Origin of the sequence: Rhizobacter sp. Root1221 (genome assembly GCF_001425785.1) — a bacterium.
Classification (GTDB): domain Bacteria; phylum Pseudomonadota; class Gammaproteobacteria; order Burkholderiales; family Burkholderiaceae_C; genus Rhizobacter.
The window spans coordinates 1-25,607 of the sequence record NZ_LMDI01000023.1 but is presented as its reverse complement, the minus strand read 5'-3'; the positions used below and the strand labels follow the sequence as shown (position 1 = coordinate 25,607).

The 25,607-nt window shown below is 69.3% G+C and carries 17 protein-coding genes; 10 read left to right on the top strand and 7 right to left on the bottom strand.

The window, feature by feature from the left end:
- From acnD to prpB, 3 genes are read right to left on the bottom strand one after another with little or no spacing between them, the layout of a single operon-like run.
- Window positions 1-2,595, bottom strand: coding sequence for a Fe/S-dependent 2-methylisocitrate dehydratase AcnD (gene acnD, locus ASC87_RS16555; RefSeq protein WP_056664246.1), 2,595 nt, complete (start codon window positions 2,593-2,595; stop codon window positions 1-3).
- A 7-nt stretch (window positions 2,596-2,602) separates the two neighbouring features.
- Window positions 2,603-3,763 carry a 2-methylcitrate synthase gene (gene prpC, locus ASC87_RS16550; protein WP_056664243.1) on the bottom strand — a complete coding sequence of 387 codons (1,161 nt, stop codon included), beginning with the start codon at window positions 3,761-3,763 and terminating at the stop codon, window positions 2,603-2,605.
- Window positions 3,764-3,793: 30 nt separating this feature from the next.
- Window positions 3,794-4,696 (bottom strand): methylisocitrate lyase, encoded by a 903-nt coding sequence (prpB, locus tag ASC87_RS16545; protein WP_200954377.1) that lies wholly within the window; start codon window positions 4,694-4,696, stop codon window positions 3,794-3,796.
- Between the two features lie 157 nt (window positions 4,697-4,853).
- Here prpB and prpR point away from each other — a divergent pair, with 157 nt between their 5' ends.
- The 3 genes from prpR to ASC87_RS16530 all read left to right on the top strand — a co-directional run bounded on the left by prpR (window position 4,854) and on the right by ASC87_RS16530 (window position 9,643).
- On the top strand, window positions 4,854-6,731 hold the full coding sequence (gene prpR / locus ASC87_RS16540; RefSeq protein WP_056664237.1) for a propionate catabolism operon regulatory protein PrpR: 1,878 nt from the start codon (window positions 4,854-4,856) through the stop codon (window positions 6,729-6,731).
- Window positions 6,728-7,540 carry a hypothetical protein gene (locus tag ASC87_RS16535; protein ID WP_056664236.1) on the top strand — a complete coding sequence of 271 codons (813 nt, stop codon included), beginning with the start codon at window positions 6,728-6,730 and terminating at the stop codon, window positions 7,538-7,540. Before prpR ends, ASC87_RS16535 begins: the two co-directional genes overlap by 4 nt.
- 168 nt (window positions 7,541-7,708) lie before the next feature.
- Entirely contained in the window at window positions 7,709-9,643 is a 1,935-nt protein-coding gene (locus tag ASC87_RS16530) for a carbohydrate-binding module family 20 domain-containing protein (protein WP_056664233.1), read from the top strand.
- 28 nt (window positions 9,644-9,671) lie between these two features.
- On the opposite strand, the gene ASC87_RS16525 is transcribed toward ASC87_RS16530, so the two are convergent.
- Together ASC87_RS16525 and ASC87_RS16520 are read right to left on the bottom strand one after the other, a co-directional pair.
- The gene (locus tag ASC87_RS16525) at window positions 9,672-9,935 is read right to left on the bottom strand and encodes a hypothetical protein (RefSeq protein ID WP_056664230.1); all 264 of its coding nucleotides are present in this window, start codon (window positions 9,933-9,935) and stop codon (window positions 9,672-9,674) included.
- A gap of 7 nt (window positions 9,936-9,942) precedes the next feature.
- A complete protein-coding gene (locus ASC87_RS16520; protein ID WP_056664227.1) occupies window positions 9,943-11,421 on the bottom strand; it encodes a S8 family serine peptidase in 1,479 nt (492 codons plus the stop codon).
- Between the two features lie 151 nt (window positions 11,422-11,572).
- On the opposite strand from ASC87_RS16520, the gene ASC87_RS16515 reads away from it, so the two are divergent.
- The 6 genes from ASC87_RS16515 (at window position 11,573) to ASC87_RS16490 (ending at window position 20,041) form a co-directional block, all read left to right on the top strand.
- Window positions 11,573-12,841 (top strand): extracellular solute-binding protein, encoded by a 1,269-nt coding sequence (locus ASC87_RS16515; RefSeq protein WP_056664225.1) that lies wholly within the window; start codon window positions 11,573-11,575, stop codon window positions 12,839-12,841.
- Window positions 12,842-12,928: 87 nt separating this feature from the next.
- Entirely contained in the window at window positions 12,929-14,182 is a 1,254-nt protein-coding gene (locus ASC87_RS16510) for an ROK family transcriptional regulator (RefSeq protein ID WP_235582192.1), read from the top strand.
- Window positions 14,183-14,206: 24 nt separating this feature from the next.
- Window positions 14,207-15,199 (top strand): Gfo/Idh/MocA family protein, encoded by a 993-nt coding sequence (locus ASC87_RS16505; RefSeq protein WP_056664219.1) that lies wholly within the window; start codon window positions 14,207-14,209, stop codon window positions 15,197-15,199.
- Between the two features lie 396 nt (window positions 15,200-15,595).
- Window positions 15,596-17,065 (top strand): xylulokinase, encoded by a 1,470-nt coding sequence (xylB, locus tag ASC87_RS16500; protein WP_056664216.1) that lies wholly within the window; start codon window positions 15,596-15,598, stop codon window positions 17,063-17,065.
- A gap of 15 nt (window positions 17,066-17,080) precedes the next feature.
- Complete coding sequence (xylA, locus tag ASC87_RS16495) at window positions 17,081-18,394, top strand: xylose isomerase (protein WP_056664214.1); 1,314 nt, start codon at window positions 17,081-17,083, stop codon at window positions 18,392-18,394.
- 3 nt (window positions 18,395-18,397) lie between these two features.
- Window positions 18,398-20,041, top strand: a complete 1,644-nt coding sequence (locus ASC87_RS16490) for a glycoside hydrolase family 43 protein (protein ID WP_056664211.1) — start codon at window positions 18,398-18,400, stop codon at window positions 20,039-20,041.
- Here the strand turns inward: ASC87_RS16490 and ASC87_RS16485 are convergent.
- Complete coding sequence (locus ASC87_RS16485; protein WP_056664208.1) at window positions 20,033-22,108, bottom strand: bifunctional diguanylate cyclase/phosphodiesterase; 2,076 nt, start codon at window positions 22,106-22,108, stop codon at window positions 20,033-20,035. The two genes, ASC87_RS16490 and ASC87_RS16485, sit on opposite strands and share 9 nt — an antisense overlap.
- A gap of 218 nt (window positions 22,109-22,326) precedes the next feature.
- Between ASC87_RS16485 and greB the strand changes: the two genes are divergently transcribed.
- Entirely contained in the window at window positions 22,327-22,896 is a 570-nt protein-coding gene (gene greB / locus ASC87_RS16480; protein WP_056664206.1) for a transcription elongation factor GreB, read from the top strand.
- Window positions 22,897-22,909: 13 nt separating this feature from the next.
- Here the strand turns inward: greB and ASC87_RS16475 are convergent, their stop codons facing one another.
- Complete coding sequence (locus ASC87_RS16475) at window positions 22,910-25,192, bottom strand: bifunctional (p)ppGpp synthetase/guanosine-3',5'-bis(diphosphate) 3'-pyrophosphohydrolase (protein ID WP_056664201.1); 2,283 nt, start codon at window positions 25,190-25,192, stop codon at window positions 22,910-22,912.
- Window positions 25,193-25,607: the final 415 nt, after the last annotated feature.

The window sequence follows — 25,607 nt, the reverse complement described above, 5'->3', positions numbered from 1 at the left end:
TCAGGCGGCCTGGGCCGATTGGAGGAAGTCCTGCGCGAACCGTTGCAGCACGCCGCCGGCCTCGTAGATCGACACCTCCTCGGCGGTGTCCAGGCGGCAGGTCACGGGCACGTCGAGGCGCTCGCCGGTCTGGCGGTGGATGACCAGCGTCAGCGAGGCACGCGGCGTGCGCTCGCCCAGGACGTCGAAGGTCTCGGTGCCGTCGAGGCCGAGTGTCAGGCGGTTCACCCCCGGCTTGAATTCGAGCGGCAGCACGCCCATGCCCACGAGGTTGGTGCGGTGGATGCGCTCGAACCCCTCGGCCACGATGGCCTCCACGCCGGCCAGGCGCACGCCCTTGGCGGCCCAGTCGCGCGACGACCCCTGGCCGTAGTCGGCACCGGCGATCACGATCAGCGGCTGCTTGCGGGCCATGTAGGTCTCGATGGCCTCCCACATGCGGGTGACGCGGCCTTCGGGTTCGATGCGGGCCAGTGAGCCGGCCTTCACCTTGCCGTTTTCCACCACCATCTCGTTCTTCAGCGTGGGGTTGGCGAAGGTGGCGCGTTGGGCGGTGAGGTGGTCGCCACGGTGGGTGGCGTAGGAATTGAAGTCCTCCTCCGGCAGCCCCATCCTGGCGAGGTATTCGCCGGCGGCGCTGTCGAGCATGATGGCGTTGGACGGCGACAGGTGGTCGGTGGTGATGTTGTCACCCAGCACGGCCAGCGGCCGCATGCCGCGCAGCGTGCGTTCGCCGGCGAGGGCGCCTTCCCAGTAGGGCGGGCGGCGGATGTAGGTGCTCTGCGGGCGCCAGTCGTACAACGGGCTCACCTTCTGGCCGTCGTCGGCCTGCTGGGCAAACATCGGGATGTAGACCCGGCGGTACTGCTCGGGCTTCACGCTGGACGCCACGATGGCATCCACCTCGGCGTCTGACGGCCAGAGGTCCTGCAGCCGGATGGGCTGGCCGCCGGGGCCGGTGCCCAGCACATCCTTCTCGATGTCGAAGCGGATGGTGCCGGCGATGGCGTAGGCCACCACCAGCGGCGGCGAGGCCAGGAAGGCCTGGTTCGCGTACGGGTGGATGCGGCCGTCGAAGTTGCGGTTGCCTGACAGCACGGCAGTGGCGTACAGGTCGCGGTCGATGATCTCCTTCTGGATGGCCGGGTCGAGCGCACCCGACATGCCGTTGCACGACGTGCAGGCATAGGCCACCACGCCGAACCCGAGCTGCTCCAGCTCGGTCATCAGCCCGGCCTCCTGCAGGTACAGCGTGACCGTCTTGGAGCCGGGTGCGAGGGAGCTCTTCACCCACGGCTTGCGGGTGAGGCCCAGCCGATTGGCGTTGCGCGCCAGCAGGCCCGCGGCAATCATGTTGCGCGGATTGTTGGTGTTCGTGCAACTCGTGATGGCGGCGATGATCACCGCGCCGTCGGGCATCTGCCCGGGCACGTCGTCCCACTTGCCGGCAATGCCGCGGGCGGCCAGGTCGGACGTGGGCAGGCGCTTGTGCGGGTTGCTGGGTCCGGCCATGTTGCGCACCACGGTGGACAGGTCGAACGTGAGCACGCGTTCGTAGTCGGCGGTCGCGAGGCTCCCGGCCCACAGGCCGGTGTGCTTCGCGTAGGTCTCGACGAGCGCCACCTGGGCGTCCTCGCGGCCGGTGAGCAACAGGTACTTGATGGTCTGCTCGTCGATGGCGAACATCGCGGCGGTGGCGCCGAACTCGGGCGCCATGTTGGAGATGGTGGCGCGGTCGCCCAGCGTCAGGTTCGACGCGCCTTCACCGTGGAACTCGAGGTAGGCGGACACCACCTTCTGGTTGCGCAGGAACTCGGTGAGGGCCAGCACGATGTCGGTGGCGGTGATGCCCTCGCGGCGCTGGCCGGTGAGTTCCACGCCGACGATGTCGGGCAGGCGCATCCACGAGGCTCGGCCCAGCATCACCGTCTCGGCTTCCAGCCCGCCCACGCCGATGGCGATCACACCCAGCGCGTCCACCATGGGGGTGTGGCTGTCGGTGCCCACCAGCGTGTCGGGGTAGGCCACGCCGTCCGTCACCTGCACCACGGGCGACATGCGCTCGAGGTTGATCTGGTGGAGGATGCCGTTGCCCGGCGGGATCACGTCGACGTTCTTGAACGCTTTCTTGGTCCAGTTGATGAAGTCGAAGCGGTCCTCGTTGCGGCGGTCCTCGATGGCGCGGTTCTTGTCGAAAGCGTCGGGGTCGAAGCCACCGCATTCCACGGCCAGCGAGTGGTCCACCACCAGCTGCGTGGGCACCACCGGGTTGACCAGGGCGGCGTCCCCGCCCTGGGCCGTGATGGCGTCGCGCAGGCCGGCCAGGTCGACGAGGGCGGTCTGCCCCAGGATGTCGTGGCATACCACGCGGGCCGGGAACCACGGGAAATCGAGGTCGCGCTTGCGTTCGATCAGCTGCTTGAGCGAATCGGCCAGCGTGGCCGGGTCGCAGCGGCGCACCAGGTTTTCGGCCAGCACCCGCGACGTGTAGGGCAGGCGGGCGTAGGCGCCGGGCTGGATCGCGTCGACGGCGGCTTGCGCGTCGAAGTAGTCCAGCGACGTGCCGGGCAGGGGTTTGCGGTGGGCGGAGTTCATGGCGGTGTTACTTGCGGTCCGTGAGTGGCACGAAGGCCTGGTCTTCCGGGCCGACGTAGTTCGCGCTCGGGCGGATGATCTTGCCGTCGATGCGCTGCTCGATGACGTGGGCGCTCCAGCCGCTCATGCGCGAGATGACGAACAGCGGCGTGAACATCGCGGTGGGAACCCCCATCAAGTTATAGCTGACGGCACTGAACCAGTCGAGGTTCGGGAACATCTTCTTCGCATCGGCCATCACCGATTCGAGGCGTTCGGCGATGTCGAACAGCTTCGTGCTGCCGGCGGCCTTCGACAGGTCGCGGGCCACTTCCTTGATGACCTTGTTGCGCGGGTCGCTCACGGTGTACACCGGGTGGCCGAAGCCGATCACCACTTCCTTGCGTTCCACGCGGGCGCGGATGTCGGCCTCGGCCTCGTCCGGGTTGTCGTAGCGGCTCTGGATCTCGAGGGCCACTTCATTGGCGCCGCCGTGCTTGGGGCCCCGCAGCGCGCCGATGCCGCCGGCAATGGCCGAGTAGAAATCGCTGCCGGTGCCGGCAACCACGCGGCACGCGAACGTGGACGCGTTGAACTCGTGTTCGGCGTAGAGGTTCAGCGAGATGTTCATGGCCTGCACCCAGGCCGCGCTGGGCGCCTGGCCGTGCAGCAGGTTCAGGAAGTGGCCGCCGATGGAGTCGTCGTCGGTCTCGACGTCGATGCGCTTGCCGTTGAACGCGAAGTGGTACCAGTACAGCAGCGCGGAGCCGAGGCTCGCCATCAGGCGGTCGGCGATGTCGCGGGCGCCCGGGTGGTTGTGGTCTTCCTTCTCGGGCAACACGCAGCCGAGGGTGGACACGGCGGTGCGCATCACGTCCATCGGGTGGCTGGAGGCCGGCAACTGCTCCAGCACGGCCCGCAGGGCGGCGGGCAGGCCGCGCAGGGCCTTCAGCTTCGTCTTGTAGGCGCGCAGCTCGGCCGCGTTGGGCAGCTTGCCGTGCACCAGCAGGTGGGCCACTTCCTCGAATTCGCAGGCGGTGGCCAGGTCGAGGATGTCGTAGCCGCGGTAGTGCAGGTCGTTGCCGGTGCGGCCCACGGTGCACAGCGCGGTGTTGCCGGCGGTGGTGCCCGACAGGGCGACGGACTTCTTGGGGCGAAAGCCGGTGGCTGGGGTGTTGTTGGCGGACATGGCGTCTCCTCGGGAAATGGAATCAGCGGCTCAGGTGGCCTTGCGGCTGGCAAAAAGCTGGTCGAGGTGGGCCTCGAACTCGTGGTAGCCGATGCGGTCGTAGAGTTCCTCGCGCGTCTGCATCAGGTCCACCACGTTCTTCTGGTGGCCGTCCCGGCGGATCGCGGTGTACACGGCCTCGGCGGCCTTGTTCATGGCGCGGAAGGCGCTCAGCGGGTACAGCACGATGCCGCAGCCGGCCGAGCGCAGCTCGTCCACCGTGAAGAGCGGCGTCTTGCCGAACTCGGTGATGTTCGCGAGCACCGGCACCTTCACGGCATCGACGAAGCGGCGGTAGGTGGGCAGGTCGTAGGCCGCCTCGGCGAAGATGGCGTCGGCCCCCGCTTCCACGCACCGCACGGCGCGTTCGATGGCGGCGTCTACGCCGTGCACCTGGATGGCGTCGGTGCGGGCGATGAGGAAGAATCCGGGGTCGAAGCGGGCGTCGGCGGCGGCCTTCACGCGGTCCACCATCTCGTCGGTGGTGACGATCTCCTTGCCTGGGCGGTGGCCGCAGCGCTTGGCGCCCACCTGGTCTTCGATGTGGCAGGCGGCGGCGCCGAACTTGATCAGGCTCTTGATGGTGCGGGCGATGTTGAATGCACTGGGCCCGAAGCCGGTGTCGATGTCCACCATCAGCGGCAGGTCGCACACGTCGGTGATGCGGCGCACGTCGGTCAGCACGTCGTCGAGCGTGTTGATGCCGAGGTCGGGCAGGCCCAGCGACCCGGCGGCCACGCCCCCGCCCGACAGGTAGATGGCGCGGTACCCGGCCCGCTTGGCCAGCAGCGCGTGGTTCGCGTTGATGGTGCCGATCACCTGCAGCGGCGACTCGTCTTTCAGGGCCTGGCGGAAGCGGGCGCCGGCGCTCGCGGGCATCGGGGAAGTGGTCATGGCGGTCTCCAGGGAATTGATCCTTCGGGCGCAAGCCGCGTGCCGGATCACCGGCTGTGCTGCAAGGTCTTGATTTCAAAGGAAATAACCCGGCAGGGCAAGCGCTTTGAGGGCCTTGATGTTTCATCCTTGGAACGGACGTGTTCCAATGTGAACCATGAGTGAAACGCGCATCGTCGCCGTGGGCTTCCACCGGCTGAAGGGCCTGCTGCAGGCGCTGGTGCCGGCGTACCGGGCCGTGGCCGACGTCGGCGTGCTCGACAAGGGCTTCGACGAGGCCGTGGCCGACCTGCGCGCACGCCAGGTCGACGTGGTGGTGGCGGCCGGTTCGAACGGGGCCTACCTGCGCCAGCACCTCGACGTGCCGGTGGTGCTGGTCAAGGTGGGCGGTTTCGACGTGATGCGGGCCCTGGGCCGTGCCCGCAACATCTCGCCGCGCATCGCCCTCGTCACGTATGGTGGCGTGGCCGACGAAGTGGACCAGTTCGACCGCCTGTTCGACCTGGGCATCGTGCAGCGCTCCTACACCACCGAGGAAGACGCCCGCGACGTGGTGCGCGAGCTGAAGGCCCTCGGCATCGAGGCGGTGGTGGCGCCGGGCCTGGTGGCTGACCTCGCGGACGAAGCTGGCATGGTGGGCGTGTTCCTGTACTCGCAGGATGCGGTGCGCGAGGCCATCGACGACGCCATCGAGATCGCCCGCATCGGCCGCATCGAGCTTGCCAAGCGCGAGCGCCTGAACACCGTGCTCGGGCAACTCACGGATGGGGTGGTGGCCGTGGACCTGCAGGAACGCATCGACAACGTGAACCCGGCCATGGCGAAGTTCCTCGGTGCGCCGGCCGAGGCCTTGCTGGGGCGCACGCTGAGCGACGTGGCGCCGGAGCTGAGCCTGCGCACCACGCTGCGCGACGCCCGCGACGAACCCGAGCAGATCCACCGCCACGGCAACCGCACGCTGGTGGCGAGCCGCATGCCCATCGTGGAGGACGGGCGGCTCACCGGCGCGGTGCTGACGTGCCAGGACGCCGTGTCCATCCACCGCGTGGACCGCCACCTGCGCGCGCGGCAGGCGCCACGCGAGGCGTCGGCCCGCTACGAACTCTCCCACCTCACCGGCACCAGCCCGGCGGTGCTGTCGGCGAAGGCCCGGGCCGAACACTGCGCCCGCAGCCAGGCCACCGTGTTGATCACCGGCGAAAGCGGCACCGGCAAGGAACTGCTCGCGCAGGGCATCCACAACGCCAGCAGCCGGCGCCGCCAGCCGTTCGTGGCCGTCAACTGCGCGGCGTTTCCCGAGACCCTGCTGGAGGGGGAGTTGTTCGGCCACGAGGAGGGTGCGTTCACCGGCGCACGCCGCGGCGGCCGTGCCGGGCTTTTCGAGGCCGCCCACACCGGCACCATCTTCCTCGACGAGGTGGGGGAGATGCCCGTGTCGTTGCAGACCCGGCTGCTGCGCGTGCTGCAGGAGCGTGAGATCCTGCGCATCGGTGCCACCGAACCCATCCCCATCGACGTGCGCGTGATCGCCGCCACCCACCGCGACCTCAAGGCCCAGGTGGCCGCCGGCGCGTTCCGCAGCGACCTGTACTACCGCCTCAACATCCTCGGCCTGTCGCTGCCGGCGTTGCGCGATCGTCTGGAAGACCTGCCGATGCTGTTTGCCAATCTCCTCGACAAGGTCGCCACGCGCGTGGGCCTGCCGGCCACGCCGGTGGCCGCAGTGGCGCGCGAGGTGCTGGCGCGCGGCACGGCCTACGCGTGGCCCGGGAACGTGCGTGAACTGGAGAACATCGTGGAGCGCCTCGTGGTGCATGGCAACGAACTGGACGGCGGGCCCGAGGCCCTGCAGTCGCTGGTGCCCGAATGGTTCGAGCACGCGCCGGTGGTGACCCTGTCAGGCCAAAGCCGCGAGGCCGGCGTGCGGCACGTGCGCGACGTGCTCGCCGCGTGTGGCGGTGACCGCGCGCTCGCGTGCGAGCGGCTGGGCATCAGCCGCACCACGCTGTGGCGGCGCTTGCAGGGGAACGCATGACACCACTCGATCCTGACACCACCTTTGTCCTGGGCGCCCAGGACCCCGAGATGCGCGAGATCGAACGGGTCGTCTCCGATGCGGGCCTCGTGTGCCTCCACGCCGCGGCGGCCGGCCGCCGGTGCACGCCCCAGACGGCGTACGCGGCCGACGGGGTGGTGCGCGTGGGCAGCGGCGGCATCGCGCGCCAGGCCGTGCTGCGCCCCGCGGTGCCGGCGGTGTGGGTGGAGTGCCGCATCGTGGGCCGCGAACCGCGCGTGCGCGTGGACCACCACCACCCCGGCGACCCCGGCTACACCGCCGCGCCCGAGCACTACCTGCAGGGCTCGTCGCTCGGCCAGGTGCTGGCGCTGCTGGGCCGCGAACCCACCGAAACACAACGCCTGCTGGCCGCGAGCGACCATTGCCTGACCGCGGCGTACCAGGGCCAGTGCCCCGGTGTCGATCCGCACGAGCTGCTGTTCCTGCGGGCGTCGTGGAAGGCGCACATCATGCAGCGCACGTTGACGGACGTGATGGCCGGCATCCTCGATGCGGCCGAGCGCGTGCGCCGCCAGCGCGACAGCGTGTCCGGCGAAAGCCGTTTCCTCGACCCCACCCGCGTGCCGGCCGACCTGCCCGAAGGGGCGGCCTATGCCGGCGTGCCGGTGCGCTACCGCGCGTGGATGCCCGACGGCACGGTCAAGGAGATGTTCAAGGGCGGCACGCCCGAAGCCATCGAGGCCTTCCTGGCCGAACACCGTGCCGCCGGGCGCGAGGTGTACGGCAACCCGTACCGCGGGTACGGCGGGGCCTACTGGCCCGCCTGACACCCGCTTTCAATTGCGGGGGTGCGTCGAGGGAAAGTCCCTACGCGGCCGGTCTTGGCGTCAATTCTTTACCGATTCAGAATCACGGCTCGCGCTGCGGTTCGAAACGTGTGCGTGACCCATCAAACCCACAGAGGGCGCCGAACGCGCCCCGACCGAGGACGACCGATGACACCCGACCACACGTTGGCTGGCGCACACGCGCCCGCCCGGAAACGCTCGCGCCTGCTGAAGGGCCTCCAGGGCCTCGCGGCGCTGTCCGCACTGGCCGCCGCCTGCGTGGGCCACGCGCAGACCACCACCCCCCGCACCGCGTTCGTCCACCTGCTCGAATGGAAGTGGACCGACGTCGCGAAGGAATGCGAGTCGCACCTCGGCCCGAAGGGCTTCGCCGCGGTGCAGGTGTCACCACCCAACGAACACAACTGGATCGCGACCGGGGACGGCGCGCCGTTCCCGTGGTGGATGCGGTACCAGCCGGTGAGCTACAGCCTCGACCGCAGCCGCAGCGGCAACCGTGCCGAGTTCGTCGACATGGTGAACCGCTGCAACGCCGTGGGCGTGGGCATCTACGTCGATGCGGTGATCAACCACATGTCCGGGGGCGACGGCGGTTCGTCGAGCGCCGGCAACGGCTGGAGCCACCATGGCTACCCGCGTGTGCCGTACGGCACCAACGACTTCCACCAGCCCGTGTGTGGCATCAACAGCGCCGACTACAACAACGACGCCTGGCGCGTGCGGAACTGCGAGCTGTCGGGCCTGCAGGACCTGAACACCGGCACCAGCTACGTGCGTGGGAAGATCGCCGACTACCTCGTCGACCTCGTCAACATCGGCGTGAAGGGCTTCCGTGTCGATGCAGCCAAGCACATGGACCCGGCCGACCTGGGCGCCATCGTCGATGCGGTGAACGGCCGCGTGGCGAACAAGCCGTACTGGTACCTGGAGGTGATCCAGGCCGACGGCGAGGCGGTGCAGCCGAGCCAGTACTACGGCCTCGGCGGCGGCGCCGTCAACGTGCTCGAGTTCAAGTACGGCACGAAGATCTCCGAGAAGTTCAGCGGCAAGCTGGCCGACCTGAAGACCTTCGGCGAAAGCTGGGGCCTGTCACCGAGCGGCAAGGGCGTGGCGTTCATCGACAACCACGACAAGCAGCGCGGCCACGGCGGTGGCGGCAGCTACATGACCTACCACTGGGGCGCGCCGTACGACCTCGCGAACGTCTTCATGCTCGCGTGGCCGTACGGTTACCCGCAGGTGATGTCGAGCTACGCGTTCGTGAACTCGGGCACGCAGTTCGATTCGAGCTACGGCCCGCCGTACAACAGCGACGGTTCCACGAAGGGCCCGTGGGATGGCGGCGTGAGCGCGCCGGCCTGCTTCAACCAGAACCGTGGCGGCTGGGTGTGCGAACACCGCTTCCGCCCGATCGCCAACATGGTGGGCTTCCGCAACGCCACGGCGGCCAACTGGACCGTCGACAACTGGTGGGACAACGGCAACAACCAGATCGCGTTCGGCCGCGGTGACAAGGGCTTCGTGGTCATCAACAAGGAAGGCGCCACGCTGTCTCGCAGCTTTGCCACCGGCCTGCCGGCCGGCCAGTATTGCGACGTGATCGGCGGCGACCTGGTCAACGGCGCCTGCACGGGCAACGTGATCACGGTGGTCTCCGGTGGCGCGGCCAACATCGCCGTGGCGGCGAACTCGGCGGCTGCGATCCACGTGGGTGCAAAGGTGGGCAGCACGGACCCCGGCACAGGCACGGGCACCACGCCGGCCGCCGGCACGGCGAGCGTGACGTTCAAGGTGACCGCCAGCACGGTGATGGGCCAGAACCTCTACGTGGTGGGCGACGTGACGGCGCTCGGGGTGTGGACCCCGGCCAATGCGGTGGCGATGTCGGTGGTGCCGGGCACCAACGCCGGCCAGCAGAATCAGTGGACCGCGACGTTCCCGCTGCCGTCGGCCACGGGCATCCAGTACAAGTACATCAAGCGCGACGGGTCGGGCAACACCACGTGGGAGAGCGGCAGCAACCGCACGGCCACCACGGCGGCGAGCGGCGGGTCGCAGACCCTGACCGACACCTGGAAGTGAGCGCGGAAGTGACGAGGGGGTGAATGTGTCAGCGGGCGGCGGCCGATGCGGCTCGCCGCACCCGCTCCGCGGCACGCCGTTCGGGGATCCGGGTGGCGTGCCGTTCGACGCTGTAGCGCCACTGGGGCAGGGCGCGTGCCACCTTGCGCACGAGGTCGGGGTCGGCTTCGAGCAGCATGGTGCCCACGCCGCTCTGCACGACCGTGACCCCGAGCGCGCTGGCCGTGGCCCGCGCGGCGCGGATGGTCTGGGCGTCGAGCGACTCCCGGGCGTAGAAGACGTAGCGGTCCATGGACGCATTATCGCGCCAGACCGTCTCCCTGCATATCCCGGGGCAGGCCCACGTCCTGGGCATTCGTTCGCGCCAGCGCCAGGATCGCCTCCGAACGGGCGGCATCGCGCGGCAGCCGGCGCACCGCGGGCGTGGCCGCCAGGCGCCGGGCCAGCACGCCGGTGGCCACCGGGCACGCCATCGACGTGCCGTCCATCACCCCCCAGCGGTTGTTGAAGATCGTCGAGACGATGCCGACGCCCGGCGCGGTGAGCGCCACCTTCGCGCCACGGTTCGAGAACGTGGCGAGGAACACGGTGTGGCCGCCGATCGCGATGCCCCGGTGCCGCCCCGCGTGCAGGCGCTGCGACGCGCCGTCGGGCCAGCTGCCGTCGAGCCCGATGGCCGAGACGGCCAGCGAGCGGGTGTAACGCGCGGGGTAGTCCACCTGGCCGCGGCCGTCGTTGCCGGCGGCAGCCACGCACACGCACCCGAGTTGCCAGGCCTGGTCGATGGCGTCGCGGATGGCGCCGTCGGCCGGCCCGCCGCCGAGGCTCAGGTTGACCAGGTCGCAGCCATCCACGGCGGCTTGCTTGATGGCGCTGCTGATGGCAAACGAGGACGACTGCTCGGCCCCTTCGGCAAACACCCGGTAGGCCCGCAACGTGGCGGCGGACGCCTCGCCGCGCCGCCAGCCATTGGCGCGTGACGCGATCACGCCGGCCACGTGGGTGCCGTGGCCATGCCAGTCGCTCAGCCGGCGCGGCGATTCGCCGGTGGTGTTGCGGCCCCCGGCCACGTCGAGCGCCAGGTGGCGCCCCACGCCGGTGTCGACCACCCCCACCACCACCCCGCGGCCGTCGCCGGCCTTGCGCTTGCCGTGCACGAGGCCGCGGGCGTCGGGCACGGGCTGCAGCGGAGGCAGTTCGGCCTCGAACACGCCACCGGCCGCCACGTCGGCCAGCACCACGGGCCAGGCGCCGTGCAGTGGGTCGATGTGCAGGGCCTGCACCTGGGCCACCAGCGCGCCGAGTTTCAACGCGGCCCGGCCATGGCGGTCGGTGACGGCTTCCGTGACGATGCCGGCATGGGCGTCGACCACCGCGGTGACGCGCACGTCCTTCAGCGGCGCCCGCGCCGCGCGCACCACCACCGTCCACGTGCGCTCGGCCCCGGCGCCGGCCTTGGCGGAGGAGCGTGCCAGCCGCGGCAGCAGGAGCCCGAAACGCTCCAGGTCGTACCACTGTTCCTCGAACACCTTCACGCCCGGCGCGGCGGCTTTCACGTCTTCCACCGTCAGGCCGCCCGGGTTGACGAGCACCGCACCGTCGGGCCGGGAGGTGTTCACCACCTGCAGGCCCAGCACCTGCGGGCGCGACGCGTTGGCCGCGCGCAGCGCGGCGGACACCGCCCGCAACGCGTGGGGCACGGCCTCCGGCTCCGCCAGGGGCGCGGCCTTCGGGATGAGGATCAGGCGGGGCAGGGGGTCGAGGGTGGAGGTCGTCATGGGGCCATTGTGGCGGGCTGGTGGATCAGGGCGTGAGCCAGTGAAACAGGGTTCACCTTAATTAGTTTCCCTAATGCACGAATTAAATTCGAGCGCCCACACTGCCGCAGGTTTCCCCGCCGCCCGTCTCTCCCAACCTGGATCGAGTGACATGAACGCCAACCCCCTGTTCCCTGCCCGCCGTGCCGTCCTGCTGGGCGCCGCGGCGCTTGCCTTTGCCCAAGGCACCGTGGCTGCGGCCACCACCACGCTCACCGTGGCCTCGTTCCCGAGTTTCGACGACTCGATCAAGCTGGCGATTCCGCTCTACAAGAAGTTGCACCCCGAAGTCGAGATCAAGCTCGTGAGCCTCGGGTATGCGGACCACCATACGGCGATGACCACCGCGCTGGCCACCGGCGCGAACCTGCCCGACGTGATGGGCCTCGAGATCAACTACATCGGCAAGTTCGCCGAGTCGAAAGGCCTCGAGGACCTGGGCGCGGCGCCCTACAACGCGAAGCAGATGCAGAAGCTGTTCCATGCGTTCGCGTTCCCGCAGGGCGTGGACGCTTCCGGCTCCGTGGCGGCCATTCCCGCGGACGTGGGCCCCGGCACGCTGTTCTACCGCAAGGACATCCTCGACAAGGCCGGCGTGACCGAGGCGGACCTGAACAAGTCGTGGGAATCCTTCATCACCTCGAGCAAGACCGTGCGCGAAAAAACCGGCGCGTACATGCTGACGAGCGCCGCCGACATCGTGAACATCTACATCCGCACCACCATCAAGCCGGGTGAGGGCTTGTACTTCGACAAGGCCGGCAAGCCGCAGCTGGATACGCCGCGCTTCAAGAAGGCCTTCGAGCTGGCCGTGGCCGCACGCAAGGCCGACATCGACGGCAAGATCGCGCCGTGGAGCAACGAATGGCGGGAGGCCTTCCGGAGCAACAAGCTCGCGTCCCAGATGATGGGGGCCTGGCTCACCGGCCACCTGACCGCGTGGCTCAACCCCGAGGCCGCCGGCCAGTGGCGCGCGGCCCCCTTGCCCGCAGGCGCGTTCGCGTCGTGGGGCGGTTCCTTCTACGCGATCCCGAAAGTGGGCAAGCAGAAGAAGGAAGCCTGGGAGTTCGTGAAGTTCATGACCACGAACAAGGAGATCCAGACGCTGTCGTTCGTGAAGATGGGCGCCTACCCCGCCATCGTCGAGGCGCAGGACAAGGCCTTCCTGTCCGAACCCATCCCGTACCTCGGCGGCCAGCAGGCGCGCCTGCTGTGGTCCGATGCCGCGGCGAAGATCCCGTCGATGAAACCCGACCGCTTCGACGGCGTGGCGCTCGAGATCACGACGGCCGCGCTCGACGACGTGCTGGAACGGGGCAAGTCCGTGGACCAGGCGCTCGCTGATGCGAACGCCCAGCTGAAGCGCCGCACGCGGCGTTGAGCGTGCCGGTGTGCCGGCACGGTGTTGTGCAATGATTCGAAGCCCGGCCGATCTCTTCGGCCGCCGGTCTTTCGAAGAAGGTGAGCCATGCCGACAGCCCCGATGACGGGAGACCAGCGTTTCGTCAAGAACCTCAACCGCATGGCGCTGCTGCGCTTGCTCCGTGACGAGTCCGGCCTGTCGCGTGCCGACCTGGCGAACCGCAGCGGCCTCACGAAATCCACCGTGAGCCTGATCGCCAAGGAACTGATCGACGAAGGGTGGCTGGCCGAGGACGGCGCGCTCGTGACGGGCGCGCTGGGCCGCCGGCCCACGCCGCTGCGCATCGACGGGCGCCACCTCGTGCTGATCGGCAGCGAACTCGACACCGACATCATCCGTGTCGTGGCCGTGTCCATCCGCGGCGAGGTGCTCGAGATGAACCAGGCCGCGCTGAAGTCGAAGGACCCCGATGCGGCCTGCCACCAGCTGGTGCAGATGGTCACCGCGCAATCGGCGAAGGTGACGGCGGCGGGCTCGCGCCTGCTCGGCATCGGCGTGGGGCTGCCGGGTGCGGTGGACTCGACGACCGGTGTGCTGCAGTTCGCACCCAACATCGGGTGGCGCGGCGTCGAGGTGGGCAAGCGGCTGGGCGCCGAACTTACCGCGGCCGGGCTCGGTGCCGTGCCCGTGTACTTCCAGAACGAGGCCGACCTGGCGGCCGTGGGCGAGGCCGAGTTCGGCGCCCGTCCCGTCGAGGACCCGCTTGTCTACGTGAGCTGTGGCGTGGGGGTGGGCTCCGGCATCATCCTGAACGACTCGCTGTTCACCGGGGCCACCGGCTCGGCGGGCGAAATCGGCCACACCACGTTGTTCATCGACGGGCGGCCGTGTTCGTGCGGTCGGCTCGGTTGTGCCGAGGCCTACATGGGGCTCAAGGCCGTGGCCGAAAAGGCGGGCTGCCTCGACGCCGACGGCCACATCGACCGCGCGGCGCTGAAGGCGCTCGCGGGCAAACGCGCCGCCAGCGCCCGCGATGCGTTCGGTGCGGCGGGCGACGTGCTCGGCGTGCTGCTGCAGAACGTCTGGACCACCTTCAACCCGCAGGTGATCGTGCTGGGCGGCGAATCGGTGGGCCTGGGCGGTGAGCAGTTCCTGCAGGCGGCGATCGAGCGGCTCGAGCAGTTCGCCAAGCAGGCCGGCCTGCCCGGCCCCGACGTGCGTGTGGCGAAGTACGCCGAACTGGCCACCGCCGTGGGGGGCGCGGCCTTTGCGCTGCACTCGCTGCTGCGCCCGTACTCGCATGCGCCCACTGCGCGCGCCAGTGTTTCGCCGGTGCCCTCCGTGCCGGTCCTTGCCTGAAGTCCTTTCCCTGGAGTTCGTGCCATGTCAGACACCACCGTCCGCTGGGGCGTGATCGGCCCCGGCCGCATCGCCAACCGGTTTGCCGAAAGCCTTGCCGCCGTGCCGGGCGCCCGCCTCGTGGCCGTGGCCAGCCGGGACCTCGCCCGCGCGCAGGATTTCGCGCAGCGCCACGGCGCCGAACGCACGTTCGGCGACTACGCCTCGCTGTACCGCGACGACGGCGTCGACGCCATCTACATCGCCACGCCCCATGCCCAGCACGCGGCCGTGGCCATCGACGCACTCTCCGCCGGCAAACCCGTGTTGTGCGAGAAGCCGATCACCGTCAACGCGGCCCAGGCCCGCGCCGTGTTCGCCGCGGCGTTGGCGAACCAGCGGTTCGTGATGGAGGCGTTCTGGTCGCGGTTCCTGCCCGTCTATGGCCGCGTGCGCCGCTGGCTCGGCGACGGCAGCATCGGCGCGGTCACCGGCATCGAGTCCTACTTCGGCTACGCGCAGCCGCGCGACCTCGACGACCGCCTGTGGCGCGCCGACCTGGCCGGCGGCGCGCTGCTCGACGTGGGGGTGTACTGCATCTCGATGTCGCAGTTCCTGTTCAAGGGGCCGCTGAAGTTGCTGGAAGCGTCGGCCACCGTGGGCGAGCCCGGGGTGGACGAGGACTTGCGCGCCCGCGTGGCGGTGGGTGAGCAGGGCATCGAGCTGCGCTTCCACGCGAGCTTGATCCACAAGTACTACAACTGCTTCCGCATCCAGGGTGAGCTCGGCGAGATCCTGATCACCGAACCGTTCTGGGACACGGGGCAGGCCATCCTGCTGCGCCATGGCGAGGCGCCGGTGACGTCGCACTCGCCTTACCTGCGCAACGGGTTCGAGTACCAGGTGCAGGAGACGCAGCGTTGCATGGCCCGCGGCGTGTTGGAGAGCGAGACGATGCCTTGGGCGGATTCGTTGACCGTGCTGACTTGCATGGATGAGATCCGGGCGGCGGTGGGGGTGCGTTACCCCTTCGAGTGAGCGCTTTCGCCCGTCACCCCTCCCGTCACCCCCACGGACGTCGGGGCCCACTCTGGTGAAAAAGAAGGAACCAAGAAAACACCTCAACACCAGCTTCCCAGACCTTTGCCCAGGCGCTTCGGCTGAGCGGGACTCGCTCGGTGTACGCCGAGCACTCGATGACGCCAGGACGTCTCTCCAGGCCCTGACTCCCGGGGTCTGCCTTCCCAGGCACTGCACCACCCGTGCCACTCGCGTCACCCTGGACGGGTCTCCGGCTTGGTCATCGATAGCCTGGCACTGCGTGTGGAGGGCCTCGTCGTCCTGGTGCATCGAGGGCAGGGCCGGAACAGGGCATTCCCTATTTACTTCGACTGTCGAACTAATCTATATTCGTTGAATCGAAAGGGGGCACGCATGTACCTCGGCATCGACCTCGGCACATCCGAAGTCAAACTCGTCTTGTTGAACGACCAGGGCACGGTGGTGGCAGGGTCGGGCGTGAAGCTCGACATCTCGCGGCCGCACCCGGGCTGGAGTGAGCAGGATCCGGAGGCCTGGTGGGGTGCCACCGTGGCGGCCGCAGCGCGCCTGCGCGCGGAACATCCGCAGGCGTGGGGCCGCGTGCGGGCCATCGGCCTGTCGGGCCAGATGCACGGTGCGGTGCTGCTCGACGCGGCCGGCGCGGTGTTGCGGCCGGCGATCCTGTGGAACGACACCCGCTCGGCCACTGAATGCGCCGAGATGATGGCGGCGATGCCGTCGCTGCCCGGCATCGCCGGCAACCTCGCGATGCCCGGCTTCACGGCGCCGAAACTCGCATGGGTGGCCAAGCACGAACCGGCGCTGTTCGCCCGCGTGGCGAAGGTGCTGCTGCCGAAGGATTACCTGCGCTACCGCCTGTCCGGCACCTTCGTCGGCGAGATGTCCGATGCTGCCGGCACGCTGTGGCTCGACGTGGCGGGCCGCCGATGGTCCGACGGGCTGCTCAAGCTGACGGGTCTCGACACGTCGCACATGCCGTCGCTGGTGGAGGGCAGCGCGCCCAGCGGCGAGGTGCGTGACGACGTGGCCACGGCGTGGGGCCTGTCCCGCGGCGTGGTGGTTGCCGGTGGGGGTGGCGACAACGCCGCGAGTGCCGTGGGCATCGGCGCGGTGCGCCCGGGCGAGGGCTTCGTTTCGCTGGGCACGAGTGGCGTGGTGTTCGTGGTCAACGACCGCTTCCGCCCGAACCCGTCGTCGGCCGTGCACGCGTTCTGCCACGCGGTGCCCGGCCGCTGGCACCAGATGTCGGTGATGCTCTCGGCGGCGTCGAGCCTCGCGTGGGTCACGAAACTCACCGGTGCGGGGGGCGAAGCCGAACTGCTGGCCCGCATGGAGGCGCTGCCGGAGGCCACCCATGTGGCCGCACCGCTGTTCCTGCCGTACCTGTCGGGCGAACGCACCCCGCACAACGACGCCAACGCACGCGGTGTGCTGTTCGGCCTCACCCACGACACCGACGCCGGTGCACTCGCCTACAGCGTGCTCGAAGGCGTGGCCTTCGGCATGCGCGACGGTGTGGAGGCGCTGCGCGCCGCCGGCACCGAGGTGGGCCGGCTGGCCGTGGTGGGCGGTGGCGCACGCAGTGCGTTCTGGGTGCAGCTGCACGCCGACCTGTTCGGCACCGAACTCGTCACGCTCGACGGGGGCGAGGCGGGCGGTGCACTCGGCGCCGCGCGCCTGGCCTGGCTGGCCGATGGCGCGAGTGAAGCCGACGTGTGCCGCTTGCCCCCGGTGCGCCAGGTGTTCACCCCCGACGCGGCCCGCGCCGCGCGCCTGGCCGACCGCTACGACACCTTCGGCCAGCTGTACCGCACGCTGCGCCCTCATTTTCCCCCCCGCTGACCCCGGAGTACCCCGATGACCTATTTCGCCGAGATCGATCCCATCCGCTACGCCGGCCCCGAAAGCACCGAGGCCCTGGCATTCCGCTGGTACGACAAGGACCGTGTCGTGCTGGGCAAGCGCATGGAGGAACACCTGCGTTTCGCGGCCTGCTACTGGCACACCTTCTGCTGGAACGGCTTCGACCCGTTCGGCTACGACGGCACCTTCGAGCGCCCGTGGCACCGCATTGCCGACCCGATGGAAGCGGCCCGTGCGAAGGCCCAGGCGGCGTTCGACTTCTTCTCGAAGCTCGGCGTGCCGTACTACTGCTTCCACGACCGCGACGTGGCCCCCGAAGGCGCCACGCCGAAGGACAGCGTGGACAACTTCCAGCGCATGGTGGGCGTGCTGGGTGAACACCAGCAGCGCACGGGCATGAAGCTGCTGTGGGGCACCGCGAACGTGTTCAGCCACCGCCGTTTCATGAGTGGTGCCGCCACGAACCCGGATCCCGAGATCTTCGCGCTGGCCGCGCTGCAGGTGCGCGAGGCGATGAACGCCACGAAGGCGCTGGGCGGCGAGAACTACGTGATCTGGGGCGGCCGTGAAGGGTACGAAACCCTGCTCAACACCGACGTGAAGCTCGAGCTCGACAACCTGGGCCGCTTCCTGTCGATGGCGGTCGAGCACAAGCACAAGATCGGCCTGAAGGGCCCGATCCTGATCGAGCCGAAACCGCGCGAGCCCACCAAGCACCAGTACGACTTCGACGTGGCCACCGTCTACGGGTTCCTGAAGGCCCGCGGCCTCGAGAACGACGTGAAGGTCAACATCGAGGCCAACCACGCCACGCTCGCCGGCCACAGCTTCGAACACGAGATCGCCACGGCCGTGGCCCTCGGCATCTTCGGTTCGCTCGACATGAACCGCGGCGACATGCAGTGCGGCTGGGACACCGACCAGTTCCCGAACAACATCCCCGACACCGCGCTGGCGCTGTACCACGTGCTGCTCGGTGGCGGTTTCACCACCGGTGGCCTGAACTTCGACGCCAAGGTGCGCCGCCAGTCGCTGGACGCGGAAGACCTGTTCCACGGCCACATCGGGGGCATGGACGTGTCGGCCCGTTCGCTGCTGATCGCCGAGAAGATGATCCAGGACGGCGGCCTGGCGCGTGCCGTCTCCGAGCGCTATGCCGGCTGGGAAGGCGACCTGGGCCGCGACATCCGCGGCGGCAAGCTGAGCCTCGACGCGCTGGCGCAGCGCGCGCTGGACCGCAACGTCGACACGCGCCCGGTGTCGGGCCGCCAGGAAGCCCTGGAGAACTGGCTCAACCGGTTCATTTGACCCATGGTCCAGACCATCCAGAACCCGGTGCTGCCGGGCTTCCACGCCGATCCGTCGATCCTGCGCGTGGGGGGCGACTTCTACGTGGCCACGTCCACGTTCGAGTGGTGGCCCGGCGTGCGCATCCACCATTCGCGCGACCTGGTGAACTGGCAGCACCTGTCGTACGCCTGCACGCGCACGAGCCAGCTCGACCTGCGCGGCAACCCCGACTCGTGTGGCATCTGGGCGCCGTGCCTGAGCCATGCCGACGGTGTGTACTACATGGTGTACACGAACGTGCGCAGCACGATCGGCGCGTACAAGGACACGCACAACTACATCGTCACGGCACCGCACCCCGGCGGCCCGTGGTCGGAGCCGGTGTACGTGAACAGCAGCGGTTTCGACCCGTCGCTGTTCCATGACGACGACGGCCGCAGCTGGTTCCTCAACATGCAGTGGGACCACCGCGCCGGGCACAACCCGTTCTGCGGCATCCTGCTGCAGGAGTGGGACCGCACCACGCAGCGGCTGAAGGGCCCCGTCAAGCGCATCTTCCTCGGCACCGACCTCGGGGTGGTGGAGGGGCCGCACCTGTACAAGAAGGACGGCTGGTACGTGCTGCTGACGGCCGAAGGGGGCACGTTCTACGAACACGCCATCACCATCGCCCGCTCGCGCACCCTCGACGGCCCGTACGAGGTGAGCCCGCACCACCCGCTGCTGACGGCACACCACGAATCACCGGCCGGCCTGCAGCGCAGTGGCCACGGCAGCCTCGTGGACGCCGGCAACGGCGAGTGGTACCTCGCGCACCTGTGCGGGCGCCCGCTCGAATGGCTTGAGCAGCCCCCCGCCCACGCCCCCCCGGTGTACGAGAACCTGCATTGCCCGCTGGGCCGCGAAACCGCGTTGCAGCGCATCACGTGGACCGATGCGGGGTGGCCTCGCCTCGCGCACGGCGGCCCCGCGCCCGCCACGTCGGTGCCCGCACCGGACCTGCCGCCCGCACCCGTCGAACGCGAACCGGCACGCGACACCTTCGACAGCCCGCTGCTGTCGGGCCACCTGAATTCGCTGCGGGTGCCGTTCGATCCGTCGTGGGTGTCACTCACCGCCCGGCCGGGGCACCTGCGGCTGTGGGGGCGCGAGTCGCTGATGTCCCTGTTCGACCAGAGCCTCGTGGCCCGGCGCCAGCAGCACTTCCGCTGCGAGGCCGACACGGTGGTCGAGTTCGCACCCGACAGCTTCCAGCAGATGGCCGGCCTCGTGGCGTACTACAACACGCAGAACCACGCGTACCTGCACGTCACGCACGACGAAGCGCTTGGCCGGGTGGTACGCCTGTCGGTCAACAACGACGGGGTGCCGGGTGAACCGGCCGCACCGGTGCCGGTGGGCGATGCGGCGCGGGTCGCATTGCGTGTCCGTTTCCATGGCCCCGTGTTCCGCTTTGCGTTTGCCGTGGGCGAGGGCGCGTGGACCGGCATCGGCGGGGATCTCCCCACGTCGATGCTGTCCGACGAACACGCCACGCGGTTCGACAACGGCATCGCCCGCAGTTTCGGCTTCACGGGCAACTTCGTGGGCCTGGCGTGCCAGGACCTGGGCGGTGGCCGGCATCCGGCCGACTTCGACCACTTCGGGTATCGCGTGTCAGAGTAGGGCGTCGAAGCCCGCCTGCGGCATCGGCCGCCCCAGCAAGAACCCCTGCGCCAGGTGGCAGCCCATGCTCGCGAGCAGGCGGGCCTGGTCTTCGGTCTCGACCCCTTCGGCCACGAGGCCCATGCCGAGGCTGCGCCCCAGCGACACGATGGCCTTGACCAGCTCGGCGCTGTTGTGGTTGCCCGGAAGGTCTTTCACGAACGAGCGATCGATCTTCAGCGTGTGGACGGGGAAGTGGATCAGGTAGCTGAGCGCCGAGTAGCCCGTGCCGAAGTCGTCGAGTGCGATGGTGATGCCCATCACGGCGAGCGTCTCCAGGTCGTCGCGCACGGTGCTGCGTTTGTCGATCAGCAGGCTTTCGGTGATCTCGAGTTCGAGCCACTGCGGCTCGCAGCCGGAGGCGGCCAGTGCCTCGCACACCGTCTCCACGAGCTGGCCGTTGGCGAACTGGCGCGCCGACAGGTTGACAGCCACTTTCACGGGCCGGGCGGGATCCGTGTTCCAGCCCACGGCCGCGCGGCACGCGGTGTGGAGGGCCCACGTGCCCATCGGCACGATGAGGCCGGTCTCTTCCGCCACCGGGATGAAGTCGAGCGGTGACACGAGTCCGCGCTCGGGGTGCTGCCAACGCATCAGCGCCTCGGCGCCCACGAGGCGCCGGGTGGTGAGGTCGAACTTGGGCTGGTAGTGCAGCAGCAGTTCACCGTGTTCCACGGCATGGCGCAACTCGGTCTCCAGCGCGAGGCGGGCCGACGCCTGGGCAGTGAGCTGCGGCGAGTAGAACTTGAGGTTGTTGCGGCCGCTCGACTTGGCGTCGGACAGGGCGGCGTCGGCATGCTGCAGCAGCGGCTCGGCCGCGTCGGCATCCGCCGGGAACAGCGCAGCGCCGATGCTCGTGGTGACGAAAACGTCGCGGTTGAGCAGCCGGAACGGTGATTCGAACGCGCGCAGCAACTTGGCCGCGATCAGGTCCAGGTCGTCGGGGGCGCGCACGGATGGCAGCAGCACGGCGAACTCGTCACCGCCGATGCGGGCCACGGTGTCATGCTCGCGCAGTGCGCCGGTGAGGCGGCGCGCCGCCTGCTGGATCAGGTCGTCGCCGCTCGCGTGGCCGAGGGACTCGTTGACGTGCTTGAACTGGTCGAGGTCGAGCATCAGCACCCCGAGCACCTTGCCGTCGCGGGTGGCGTCGTCCATGGCCAGCCGGATGCGGTCCACGAGCATCGCGCGGTTCGGCAATTGCGTGAGCGGATCGAAGTAGGACAGGGTGTGCAGGCGCTCGCGGTAGGCGCTGAGTTCCGTGACGTCCTGGATGGTGCCGAACAGGTGGCGAGCCTGGCCGCCGCGCACGTACTGGGCCTTGACGACCCCGTGGAAATCGCGCCGTCGGCCGTCGGCCCCGTGGCGGTGGTAGGCGTAGCGGAAGGGGCTCTGCTGCTGGGCGATGGCGGCGGTGAATGCTTCGACGATCGGTGCGCGCTGGTCTTCCGGAATCGTCCCGGCGAACTGGTAGAGGTCGGGGCTCGCGTCGGGCGCCATGTCCAGGATGACGCGGGCCTGGGAGGAGTACTTGGCCTTGCGGCGCGAGAAGTCCCATTCCCAATGGCCCACGCGTGCGAGTTCCTGGGCCTCGTCGAGGCGCCGCTCGGCCAGCGCCAGGCGGTCGGCGAGCTGGTGGCGTTCGGTCACGTCCTGGATGGCGGCGTCGATGTGGTGCAGCCGGCCACCGGGGCTGTAGGCGATGGTGGCAGACACCCGCACGTGCTGGTGGGCACCGCCCTCGCGCACCAGGGGCACGTCGAGGCACACGCGGCGCTGCAGCGACTCCAGCGCCTCGAGCCAGGCGGTGCGCAGCCCGCCCAGGTGGCCGCGCCGGACGAGGGTGAGCAGCGCGACGTGATCGCCCTCGGCTCCGGGTTGCACCCGCAGGATCTGGCGGGCGTCGCCGCACATCGACAACCGGTCGGTGCGGGCGTCCCAGTGCAGCCGGCCGATGGGCAGCAACGCGTCGTCCCGGGGCATCGTGCCCAGGGGGATCGAAGCCGCATCAAGGCTGTCAGTCTTCATCGTTTCCGCAACGCACCGTCAATGTCCAAAGGGGATTCCGGGCGCGGACAAGGGACCGCCCCCTGAGAGGCTATCGACCGTGCGGCGGGGCAGTTGAGGGTGCGGTGGGCGGGATGCCGCCAGCCGCGAGGGGGGTGTGGTTTATCTCACACCGCGCGGCCGACCCGGCCGGCCGCCCCGGTCATGTCCGAACCCCGAAAAAGTGCGAGGATGGGCGGATGAGCAAGGCCTTTACGAAAGAAACCGACAGCGCCGACAGCGACGACGATGGGGACCTCGCGCTGCCCGAGTTGCCCGCGGGCGGCAAGAACTACGTCACGCCGGGGGGCTATCGCCGCCTGCGCGAGGAACTGATCTCGCTGCTCGACGTCGAGCGGCCCAAGGTGGTCGAAGTGGTGTCGTGGGCTGCCAAGAATGGCGATCGTTCGGAGAACGGCGACTACCTGTACGGCAAGAAGCGCCTGCGCGAGATCGACCGCCGCATCCGCTTCCTCACGAAGCGCCTCGACATCGCCGAGGTCACCGACCCGTCGCTCCACCACGGCCGCGACCAGGTGTTTTTCGGTGCCACGGTGACCTACGAGAACCAGCGCGGCGAGCAGAAGACCATCACCATCAAGGGCATCGACGAGTCCGACAGCAGCCAGGGCGAGGTCAGCTGGATCGCCCCCATTGCCCGCGCGCTGCTGAAGGCGCGCGTGGGCGACGAGGTGCAGTTGCTGACCCCGGGCGGGGTGGAGCGGGTGGAGGTGCTGGACGTGCGCTACCCGGCGCCCACCGCCGACTGAGCGGGCGGCGGCGTCAGGGTTTCACGCGGGTCACGCGCAGCACCGCGTTCGCGCGGCGCAGCGTGCGCATCACGTCGGCGAGGTGCAGGCGGTCGCGCACGCTGACCAGCAACTGCAGCTCGGCCGTTTCCGACGCGGGTTCGTTGCCCATCTCGATGTGCGTGATGTCGGCTTCCGCCGCGCTGACCGCGGCAGCCACCTGGGCCAGCACACCCTTGCCATTGCGCAGCAGGATGGTCACGCCGGTCTCGAACGCGCGGGTGGGCTCTTCCGCCCAGTCCACCGTCATCCAGCGTTCGCTGTCGCGTTCGAGCAGGCGCTTGCCCACGCCGCATTCGGCCGTGTGCACCATCAGGCCCTCGCCGCGGCCCAGGTAACCGACGATGCTGTCGCCCGGAATGGGGCGGCAGCACGGGGCCAGCTGCACCGAGGCGCCCTCGGCCCCGTCGATCACCACCAGGCCCTGGGTGGGCGTGGCGTCGTCGGCGGCGGCATAGCGGCCCATGGTCAGCGTGAGGGCGTCGGGCTTGACCCCGTGTTCGCCCATCATCTGTGCCAGGCGCTTGGCCACGATGGTGGCGATCTTGCGGCCGAGGCCCACGTCGATCAGCAGGTCGCCACGGGTGCGGTTGCCGCTCCAGCGGGTGAGTTGCTGCCACAGGCCCGGCGGGTTGTCGGGGGTGTCGGGCGGTGGCAGCGTGAGGCCTTCCGCGCGCAGCGCCTGGGCCAGCAGCTTCTCGCCCAGCTGTTCCGACTCCTCCTGCTCCATGTTCTTCAGGTAGTGCCGGATCTTCGAGCGGGCACGGCCCGTGCGGACGAAGTTCAGCCAGCCCGGGTTCGGGCGGGCGCCCGGTGCCGTGATGACCTCGACCACGTCGCCGCTGCGCAACTCGGTGCGCAGTGCCACGGGGTCGCCGTTGACCTTGGCCGCCACGCAGTGGTCGCCGATGTCGGAGTGGATGGCGTAGGCGAAGTCGACCGGCGTGGCGCCGCGGGGCAGGGCCATGATCTTCGACTTCGGCGTGAACACGTAGACGGCGTCCGGGAACAGGTCGATCTTGACGTGTTCGAGGAACTCGCTGGCGTCGCGGGTTTCATCCTGGATGTCGACGAGCGACTGCAGCCACAGGGCGCCCAGGCGCTGCGCGTCCTGCACCTGGCTGCCGCCGGTCTTGTACATCCAGTGGGCCGCGATGCCCTTCTCGGCCACGGCGTGCATGGCCTCGGTGCGGATCTGGAACTCCACCGCGGTGCCGAGCGGGCTTACGAGCGTGGTGTGCAACGACTGGTAGCCGTTGGCTTTCGGGATCGCGATGTAGTCCTTGAAGCGGCCCGGCAGCGGCTTGTACAGCTGGTGCAGCACCCCGAGCGCCAGGTAACACTCGGGCAGCGACGCCACGACGATGCGGAACCCGAAGATGTCGTTCACCTGGGCGAAGCTCAGGTGCTTCTCGCGCATCTTCGTGTAGATCGAGAAGAGCGTCTTCTCGCGGCCGTACACCTGGGCCTTGGCCCCCTGGTCGAGGAAGGCCTTTTCCACCTCGCGCTGGATGCGGTCGACGATGTCGCGCCGGTAGCCGCGGGCGCGCAACACGGCCTTCGAGAGCGCGGCGTGGCGCCAGCGGCGCAGGTACTGGAACGACAGCTCCTGCAACTCGCGGTAGGTCTGGTTCAGGCCCAGGCGGTGGGCGATGGGCGCGTAGATCTCGAGCGTCTCGCGGGCGGTGCGCACCCGCTTGGTCTCGGCCATCGACGACATCGTGCGCATGTTGTGCAGCCGGTCGGCGAGCTTGATCAGGATGACGCGCACGTCGCGCGCCATGGCCAGCAGCATCTTGCGGAACGACTCGGCCTGGGATTCTTCCTTCGTGGAGAACTGCAGCTTGTCGAGTTTCGTGAGGCCGTCGACCAGGTCGGCCGTGGGCGCACCGAAGCGCTCGATCAGCTCCACCTTCGTGACGCCGCAGTCTTCCATCGCGTCGTGCATCAGCGCGGCCATGATGGCCTGGGCGTCGAGCTTCCAGTCGGCGCAAAGGCCGGCCACCGCGATGGGGTGGGTGATGTAGGGCTCGCCGCTGGCGCGGAACTGGCCGAGGTGGGCCTCGTCGGCGAAGCGGTAGGCATCGCGCACGCGCTTGATGTCGGCCGGCTCGAGGTAGTCGAGCTTGTGGGTGAGGGCGGCAAACGAGGCTGCGGCCGCGTCGGTGGCGGCCGCAGGCAAAGGCGGTGTGGGGTTCCGGCGGCCGGAACCGGGAACTTCAGGTTTTCGCAGCGACGGAGACGATTGGGCACCCATAGAGATACATCATAGCCCTGGAATGATGCCCCCTACGCCGCTTCGCGTCGGTCCCCCCATGGGGGAGCCCGCGGTCGCCCGGGGGACCCGGGCTCGGCGGTAGCTTGATCTGGCGCCTCGCTGCGCTTGCTTTCCTGGCGTTCGCGTTTCGGGGCGTTGCTCGCTTTGCTCGCTCGCCCTCTGGCGCTGCCACCGCTCGGGCAGTCCACCCCTCGGTCATCCCACACGCCCCTCAGTGATGCCACGCACCCCTCAGTCATCCCGTACATGGACGCCCCTGTTTCGCAAGCACTTTGTTGGCATGGTCTGGCTGGCAGGAAGAGAGTTGCACCCGTACATCCGGACTTTGAAGTTGAGGACCGTGACGGTCGCAACGCCTGAATGGGGATGGATCGGCATGCCACCGCCGGAGGCC

Excerpts from the sequence above, each read along its gene's own strand:
- acnD (WP_056664246.1), bottom strand. The coding sequence starts at position 2,595 with ATGAACTCCGCCCACCGCAAACCCCTGCCCGGCACGTCGCTGGACTAC.
- prpC (WP_056664243.1), bottom strand. The coding sequence starts at position 3,763 with ATGTCCGCCAACAACACCCCAGCCACCGGCTTTCGCCCCAAGAAGTCC.
- prpB (WP_200954377.1), bottom strand. The coding sequence starts at position 4,696 with ATGACCACTTCCCCGATGCCCGCGAGCGCCGGCGCCCGCTTCCGCCAG.
- prpR (WP_056664237.1), top strand. The coding sequence starts at position 4,854 with ATGAGTGAAACGCGCATCGTCGCCGTGGGCTTCCACCGGCTGAAGGGC.
- ASC87_RS16535 (WP_056664236.1), top strand. The coding sequence starts at position 6,728 with ATGACACCACTCGATCCTGACACCACCTTTGTCCTGGGCGCCCAGGAC.
- ASC87_RS16530 (WP_056664233.1), top strand. The coding sequence starts at position 7,709 with ATGACACCCGACCACACGTTGGCTGGCGCACACGCGCCCGCCCGGAAA.
- ASC87_RS16525 (WP_056664230.1), bottom strand. The coding sequence starts at position 9,935 with ATGGACCGCTACGTCTTCTACGCCCGGGAGTCGCTCGACGCCCAGACC.
- ASC87_RS16520 (WP_056664227.1), bottom strand. The coding sequence starts at position 11,421 with ATGACGACCTCCACCCTCGACCCCCTGCCCCGCCTGATCCTCATCCCG.
- ASC87_RS16515 (WP_056664225.1), top strand. The coding sequence starts at position 11,573 with ATGAACGCCAACCCCCTGTTCCCTGCCCGCCGTGCCGTCCTGCTGGGC.
- ASC87_RS16510 (WP_235582192.1), top strand. The coding sequence starts at position 12,929 with ATGCCGACAGCCCCGATGACGGGAGACCAGCGTTTCGTCAAGAACCTC.
- ASC87_RS16505 (WP_056664219.1), top strand. The coding sequence starts at position 14,207 with ATGTCAGACACCACCGTCCGCTGGGGCGTGATCGGCCCCGGCCGCATC.
- xylB (WP_056664216.1), top strand. The coding sequence starts at position 15,596 with ATGTACCTCGGCATCGACCTCGGCACATCCGAAGTCAAACTCGTCTTG.
- xylA (WP_056664214.1), top strand. The coding sequence starts at position 17,081 with ATGACCTATTTCGCCGAGATCGATCCCATCCGCTACGCCGGCCCCGAA.
- ASC87_RS16490 (WP_056664211.1), top strand. The coding sequence starts at position 18,398 with ATGGTCCAGACCATCCAGAACCCGGTGCTGCCGGGCTTCCACGCCGAT.
- ASC87_RS16485 (WP_056664208.1), bottom strand. The coding sequence starts at position 22,108 with ATGAAGACTGACAGCCTTGATGCGGCTTCGATCCCCCTGGGCACGATG.
- greB (WP_056664206.1), top strand. The coding sequence starts at position 22,327 with ATGAGCAAGGCCTTTACGAAAGAAACCGACAGCGCCGACAGCGACGAC.
- ASC87_RS16475 (WP_056664201.1), bottom strand. The coding sequence starts at position 25,192 with ATGGGTGCCCAATCGTCTCCGTCGCTGCGAAAACCTGAAGTTCCCGGT.